This is a genomic window from Longimicrobium sp., from assembly GCF_036387355.1.
Taxonomy (GTDB): domain Bacteria; phylum Gemmatimonadota; class Gemmatimonadetes; order Longimicrobiales; family Longimicrobiaceae; genus Longimicrobium.
In genome coordinates this window covers 1-6,990 of sequence record NZ_DASVTX010000264.1, presented here as the reverse complement: position 1 = coordinate 6,990, position 6,990 = coordinate 1, and the positions used below count along the sequence as shown (strand labels likewise).

At 71.1% G+C, this 6,990-nt stretch carries 5 protein-coding genes; 3 read left to right on the top strand and 2 right to left on the bottom strand.

Annotated elements, in window-relative coordinates:
* On the top strand, positions 1-1,190 hold a 1,190-nt coding region (locus VF665_RS11415; protein WP_331053560.1), incomplete at its 5' end, for a putative bifunctional diguanylate cyclase/phosphodiesterase.
* An 85-nt stretch (positions 1,191-1,275) separates the two neighbouring features.
* Here the strand turns inward: VF665_RS11415 and VF665_RS11410 are convergent.
* Complete coding sequence (locus VF665_RS11410; protein ID WP_331053559.1) at positions 1,276-2,223, bottom strand: ring-cleaving dioxygenase; 948 nt, start codon at positions 2,221-2,223, stop codon at positions 1,276-1,278.
* A 164-nt stretch (positions 2,224-2,387) separates the two neighbouring features.
* Complete coding sequence (locus VF665_RS11405) at positions 2,388-3,293, bottom strand: SDR family oxidoreductase (RefSeq protein ID WP_331053558.1); 906 nt, start codon at positions 3,291-3,293, stop codon at positions 2,388-2,390.
* A gap of 260 nt (positions 3,294-3,553) precedes the next feature.
* Here VF665_RS11405 and VF665_RS11400 point away from each other — a divergent pair, with 260 nt between their 5' ends.
* Positions 3,554-3,967, top strand: a complete 414-nt coding sequence (locus tag VF665_RS11400; RefSeq protein WP_331053557.1) for a hypothetical protein — start codon at positions 3,554-3,556, stop codon at positions 3,965-3,967.
* 436 nt (positions 3,968-4,403) lie between these two features.
* Positions 4,404-6,278, top strand: a complete 1,875-nt coding sequence (locus VF665_RS11395) for a tetratricopeptide repeat-containing diguanylate cyclase (protein ID WP_331053556.1) — start codon at positions 4,404-4,406, stop codon at positions 6,276-6,278.
* Positions 6,279-6,990 lie beyond the last annotated feature (712 nt).

Below are 6,990 nucleotides of genomic sequence, written 5' to 3'. Positions count from 1 at the left end.
CGAGGAGGGATAACAGCAAGGAGCCAAGCTGTCTTGCCTCCATCGACCTGGACCGGCTCAAGTCCGTCAACGACACCGCCGGGCACCGGGTGGGCGATGAGCTGCTGCGCGAGATTGGCGACCGGCTGGTGAAGTGCGCGCCCGAGGGGGCCACCGTTTCGCGCTTTGGCGGCGACGAGTTTCTGCTCCTGCTCCCCGAAGTCCAGTCCGCGGCGGAGGCGCGGGATATGGGCGAGCGCTTCCTGGCCAGCTGCTTCGGCAGGGTGGTGATCAGCGGGCACGAGCTGTACGTGAGCGCCAGCATCGGCATCGCGCTGGGGCGGGTGGAGGATTCGGAGACGCTGATCCACCGCGCGGACCTGGCGCTGAGCCGCGCCAAGGCCGAGGGGCGGCACCGCGCCGTCCTTTTTGACCCGGAGACGGACCGGCGCGACCGGGAGCGGCTGGCGGTGGAGGCGGAGCTGCCGCGGCGGCTGCGCGAGGGCGCCTTTCAGGTCCACTACCAGCCGATCGTGCGGCTTGCCACGGGGCGCATCGCCGCGGTGGAGGCGCTGGCGCGGTGGCCGGACCCGCGCGGCGGATGGATCGCCCCGGACACCTTCATCCCCATCGCCGAGGAACTGGGGCTCATCGGGCGGCTGGATGCGTGGGTGATGGGGCTGGCGTGCGGGACGGTGCGCGCGTGGGAGGGCACGAGCCTGAGCGTGAACGTGTCGGCGCTGGAGTTGAGCAGCCGCACGCTGGTGCGCACGGTGGAGGGGGCGCTGCGGGATTCGGGGCTGGCGCCGGGGCTGCTGGCGCTGGAGCTCACCGAGCGCGCGCTGATCCAGAACCCGGACCGCGCGGCCGGCGTGCTGCACGATCTGAAGTCGCTGGGAATCTTCATTCACCTGGACGACTTCGGGACCGGGTACTCGTCGCTGCGCTACATCGAGCGGTTTCCCATCGACACGCTCAAGATCGACCGCTCGTTCCTGGTGCGCGGTGCCCGGCGCGAGATCATTCTGCGCGGCATCATCTCGCTGGCGCACGACCTGGGGATGCACGTGATCGCGGAGGGCGTGGAGAGCGCCGCGGACCTGGAGCGCCTGCGCGAGCTGGGGAGCGACTACGCGCAGGGCTTCTACTTCTGCCGCCCCCAATCCGCCACGGACGTGCAGGCGCTCATCGCCGAATCCCCCGTCTGGTAAGCCGGGGGAAAAGATTATCCCGCAGAACGCGGAGAGACCGGGGAGTGCTCCCGGTCTCTCCGCGTTTCTGCGTGATGCGTTTTCGTCAGTCGATCGGCTTGAGGTTGGCGACGATGGCGGCGCGGCGCGGCTCCAGGAAGGGCGGCAGCACCACCTTTTCGCCCAGCGTGGCGGCGTCCTCGTCCACCGCGAAGCCGGGCCCGTCGGTGGCGATCTCGAACAGGATGCCGTTGGGCTCGCGAAAGTACAGGCTGTGGAACCAGAAGCGGTCCACCTCGCCGCTGTTGGCCACGCCCATCCGGTTCAGGTGCGCCGCCCACGCCTCGTAGTCCGCGTCGGGGATGCGAAAGGCCACGTGGTGCACCGCGCCCGCGCCCTGCCGCGCCACGGGAAGGTCCGGCTGCACCGCCACGTGCAGTTCCGCGTGCGCGCCGCCGCTCCCCATCTTGTACACATGCACGGTGTGCGCGCCGTTGTCGGGATGCGGGTAGTGCCGCACCGGGCGCATGCTCAGCACGCCCTGCAGCAGGTTGTCCGTGGGCGCCAGGTTGGGCACGCTCATGATGATGGGCCCCAGCCCGCGGATCTGGTACGCGGCGGGCACCGGGCTGCGGTCCCAGGGATGCGCCTCCCCTTCGCCGCCATCGTCAATGAGCGACAGGCGCTGGCCCTCCGGATCTTCCAGGTCCAGCGTCAGCCGCCCGTCGCGCTCCACCACGCCGCCCACCGTCACGCCCGCCTCGCGCAGGTGCCCGGCCCACCATTCCAGCGCGGCCGCCCCGTTCACCCGAAGGCAGGTGCGGATGATGGAGCGCGTTCCCCGGCGCTCCGGCGGCATGGGCCAGTCAAAAAAGGTGAGGTCGCTTCCCGGGCTGCCCACCGCGTCGGCGTAGAACAGGTGGTACGCGCTCACGTCGTCCTGGTTTACGGAACGCTTCACCAGCCGCATGCCCAGCGTGCGGGTGTAGAACAGGTGATTCTCGCGGATCTTCGCGGAAATCGCGGTCAGGTGATGGATGCCGGTAAGTTCCATACGGTCCTCGTGAGTTGTCCGGGAGAATGCCCGCGCATGCCACGGAGGGCGCGCGTTCCGCGAAGATGATAGCGCACCGCGCAAGCCCCGGAGGGAGGCGCTTCCGCACATCCGCCGGCAGCGCTGTCCCTTGCCGCCACGCATGGGCAGGGGGACGGCCGCGCTCAGGCGGCAGGCTTCGGGGGTGCGGGGCCGGCGCCCGGCGCGCCGACGCTGGTGGCGCCGAACGCGCGGCCCAGGGACGCCACCTCTCGCTCCAGCTGCGGAATGAGCCGCGCCGCGTTGCGCTCGGACACGCGCTGGGCCGCGCGCCCGCTCAGCAGCTGCCGCACCGCCGCGAGTGGCGCCAGGGTGCGCGGCACGAACACGGTGCGGCGGCGGCGCTCCACCGCGTCCACGAGCGCGGCCGCGCACTCGTCCAGCGACGTCACGCGCCCCAGCGGGCCGGGGAGCGAGCGCAGCATGCGGTTGAAGGTGCTCAGGTCGCGCTGCTGGTCGCGCACCAAGTCCGTGTCGATCCACGAGGGATAGGCGACGCCCACCGCCACCCCCTTGTGCGCCACCTCCAGCCGCAGCGCGCCGCCAAAGAACTCCACCCCCGCCTTGGACGCCGCGTACGTGGAAATCCCCGGCATGGGTGCCAGCGCCGCCGCCGAGGCGATCAGCAGCAGGTAGCCACGGCGCTCGGTGACGTACGGCAGCGTGGCCGCCACGGTGCGCACCACGCCGATCAGGTTCACCTCGATCACCCGCACCAGCGCGTCGGCGGGGGTGACCGCGACGGTGCCGTTGCTGGCCACCCCCGCGTTGGCGATCACCACGTCGATGCCGCCCAGATCGCCCACGGTGCCCCGGACGGCGCGTTCCAGCGCGCCCGGATCGGTGACGTCCGCCTCGTACCACGCGTGCCCGGGGCCGAGTTCGCGGGCGAGGGCGGCCAGCCGCTCCGGCTCCATTCCCACCAGCGACAGGCGTGCGCCGCGGGCCGCGAGCCTCCGCGCCGTTTCTGCGCCGATGCCGCGCGCGGCGCCCGTGATCAGTACCACTTTGTCCGCCAGCGACTGCGCCATGCACGCCTCGCGAGGGTGGGGTGTGAGGAGGAAAAGCGGTGAGGGACATCCCGCGCTTCGGTTCGGCGGGGCGTCGTCCCCCCGGGTCACGATCAGGAGCGGGAACAAAGGGGGGTGCCGTCCCGTCCACCCGGGAACCCGATGCAACGATGATGCTCTCCGTGGACGATGAGGCTCCGCGCCGCGGTTCGGCCCTGCCCTTGCCTGTCCTGCGCGGGACTCCACCTCCGGAGCGCCTTTGCACCCGCACGGGAGATCCAATGCGACCGCCGCGATACCGGTTCCCCGACGAGGTCCGCTCCGCCATCCGCACCTCCGCCAACCGGCAGGTGCAGGAAGGAAACATCTCCCGCACGCCCGAAGAACTGGAGCAGTGGCTGGCCCGCGAAGACGACGTGCGCGTGGTGATGGAAGACGGCGGGTACGGACCGGAGTTCGATGCCGCCGAGGTGCTTCCGCTGCTGCACGTGTTCGTGGTGCAGGCGGGCGGCCCGGACCTGAACGCGCCCGCGGAGCCGGAGGCCGCGCCGGGCCGGGGGCGGTGGATGATCGCGCTGGTGATCGCGCTTCTGCTGGTGATTGTCGTCGTCGTAATCGCGGCCCGCGCGCTCTCGCAGCCCGACCATGCGAGCGTGTCGATGGAGCGCGTGCCCGGAGCGGTTCTGCGCGGCTGATCGGGTGATCGGGCGGAGGTAGATGATGGGCAATGGGCGGAGCGTCGCTCGCCGCCGCGGCCGTGGCCCTCACCCGGCCGCGCTGAGACGCGTCCACCCTCTCCCACGAACAGATGTGGGAGAGGGGGCACACCCCGGATTGGCGCGGGAGGCGAAGTTCGGCGCGGCGGAGAGAGGACCCCACCCCCGGCCCTTCCCCCCAAAGACCCTGGGGCAAGGGAGACCTCACCGCGAGGGCGGCCTTCCGCACCGAACCACGCCCTCGCACAGGTGCAGCCTCACGGCGGTACCGTGAGGCTTTCAGCGGTTGTTGCGGCGACTTCAGTTGCTCAGCCGCTCGCGAATCTTCCGCATCGAGCCTGTTTTCGCGATCTTCCCTGATCAGCCGGCTTCCGGCTCCCTGCAGCACCGCCCGCCTCCCGGCCCCCTCCCCGCGATGATGAGATCCATCCCGCTCCTCGCGCTCCTTCCCCTGGCCACCGCCGCCGCCCAGCCCGCGCCGCGGCCGCGCACGCCCGCCGAACTGGTGGCGGCGGCGGAAGTGATGCCCGCGGCACGCGACGACTCCGCGCGCGCCATGCTGGAGCGCGCCATCGCGCGGCTGGGTGCGCCGGGCGACCGGCAGGTGCGGGCACGCGCCATCGCGCTCCGCTGCTGGAAGACGGCCGGGTCCATCGACGAAGCCAGGCTGGCCGCCCTTGCCGAAGCCGGGCTCGCCGAGGCCACGCGCGCGGGCAACGGATTCGCCATTGGCATGCTGCGCCTGTGCCGCGGCTACGCACGCGAATCGCTGGGGCAGGTAGACAGCGCGGCCGCGGACTACGAGTTCGGCATCACCTCCGGCCGGCGGCTGAACGACACCAAGCTGCTGGCCAACGCGCTGATGCTGCGCGGCGACCTGAACTACTACCGCGGCGACTTCGCGGCCGCGCTCGCGGACCTGGGCGGCGCGAACGCCGGCTTCGCCGCGGTAAAGGACGGGGAGGGGCTGCGGCGCGTGCTGAATTCCATCGCCAACGTGTACGCCGACCGCCGCGTGGCGGAATACGATCGTGCCATCGAGTACTACCGGCAGGTGCTGGCATCCAACCAGGCCGCCAACGATCCGGCCGGGATCAGCACGGCGTACTTCAACATCGGCCGCACGACGGAAACCAAGGGCGACCCCGCCGCCGCGCTGGAGTATTACCAGCGCTCGCTGGAGATCGAGCGGCGGCGCGGCGATCCGGGCGAGGTGGCGTACGTGCAGAGCACCATCGGCGGCGCGCTCACCAAGCTGGGCCGCGCCGCGGAGGGACTGCGCTGGATGGACCAGGCGCTGGCGCACTTTGCCCGCGCGGGCGACGTCGCCAACGTCGCGTACACACGCCTTCCCCGCGCCGTCGCGCTGCGCACGCTGGGGCGCCCGGCCGAGGCGCTGGCGGACCTGGACGTGGCGGCGGCGTACTTTCAGTCCACGGGCAGCACGCGGTTCCTGGAGAAGGTGCGCGACGAGCAGGCGCAGAGCCTGGCCGCCGTGGGCAACTGGCGCGCGGCGTACGAAGCACGCGCGCAGCAGCTGGAGCTGCAGAAGAAGCTGGCGGACCAGTTCAGGGAAGAGCAGACGTCGCGGCTGCGCGTGCAGTTCGACAGCGAAAAGAAGGAAGCCGAGAACCGCGCGCTGACGCGGGAAAACCAGCTTCGCGGCCAGGCGCTCGCCTTTGCCGGGCGCGTCCGCCGGCTGCAGACCATCGTGATCGCGCTGGGCGTGGGGATCATGGCCGTGCTCGCGTTCCTGATGATGCGGCACATCGCGGGCGAGCGGCGTATGCGCGAAATGGCGATGACGGATGAGCTTACGCGCATTCCCAACCGCCGCGCCCTGCTCGCGCTCGCGGGCGAGGGGCTGCGGAACGCGCGCTCGCGCCACGAGCCGTTCAGCCTGCTGGCGCTGGACGTGGACCACTTCAAGCGGATCAACGACACCTTTGGCCACGACGTGGGCGATTCCGTGCTGCGGCGGGTGGCGCAGGCGTGCCGCGGCGCGTTGCGCGAGGGCGACGCCATCGGGCGGACGGGCGGTGAGGAGTTCATCGTCGTGCTGCCCAGGGCAGATGCGCGGCAGGCGGTGGATATTGCGGAGCGCCTGCGCGGCGCGGTGGAGGCGCTGCAGTGGAGCGACCTGGACCCGGCGCTGCACGTGACGGTGAGCGTGGGCGTGGCCGAGCGCGCCGCCGCGGACGACAGCTTCGCCGCCCTTTCCCGCCGCGCGGACGATTCGCTGTACCGGGCCAAGGAGCGCGGGCGGAACCGGGTGGTGGCGGCTATGTGAGGGAATAGGGAATAGGGAATAGGGAATAGGTGGCTCGGCGCGGCGGCGGGCCACGGTGGGGATGGCGGGGGATGACGGGCGGCTGAAGCCGCGGCAACAACGGCGCGAAGTCCGCCGCCGCGGACTGCGGCCGCCGCGCGGTTGCGGGTCCCATATGCGGTTGAAGCCCCGAACGGCGCCTGTGGGCGTCGTGTCGGGGCTTTCCGCTTCTTGAGCGGCGGATTCATTTGGTCAGGAGGCCCGCGCGCTCCGCGCGTGGGCCCCTTCCCCGCCCCTCCCCGTGCAAACAGACGCACGGAGATGGGAGAAAACCTGATTCGTGCGCTTCGGACGGTGCCGTGGGCCGAGAAGCCCCCTCTCCCGGCCCTCTCCCCCGCTGTCGCGGGAGAAAGGGAGATCTCAGCGCGAGGGCGGCATTCGGCACTGACCTCTCGCCCACGTGCAGGTGAAGTCTTCCCCGTCTGTTTGGGGAGACTTTCCGCCGTTGTTGCGGCGAATTCATTCGCTCAGCCACCCTCCGGCGGCCGTCGAATCCCAACCACCCGCGCGGGCCTCTCCACAGGAGTCAGATTGCAATGCCCCCGTTCGCTGTACCAGTTATTGTGGGAGTGTGCTGGAGCTAGCAATCTCCTCGTTGTGTGTCTTGGAGTGGGGAGGCCGAAGCGCCGTAGGCGCGCAGGCCTCCCCACTCCAAGACGCCGCGAACTCTGCC

Coding starts and splice junctions, on each gene's coding strand:
- VF665_RS11410 (WP_331053559.1), bottom strand. CDS start 2,223: ATGGAACTTACCGGCATCCATCACCTGACCGCGATTTCCGCGAAGATC.
- VF665_RS11405 (WP_331053558.1), bottom strand. CDS start 3,293: ATGGCGCAGTCGCTGGCGGACAAAGTGGTACTGATCACGGGCGCCGCG.
- VF665_RS11400 (WP_331053557.1), top strand. CDS start 3,554: ATGCGACCGCCGCGATACCGGTTCCCCGACGAGGTCCGCTCCGCCATC.
- VF665_RS11395 (WP_331053556.1), top strand. CDS start 4,404: ATGATGAGATCCATCCCGCTCCTCGCGCTCCTTCCCCTGGCCACCGCC.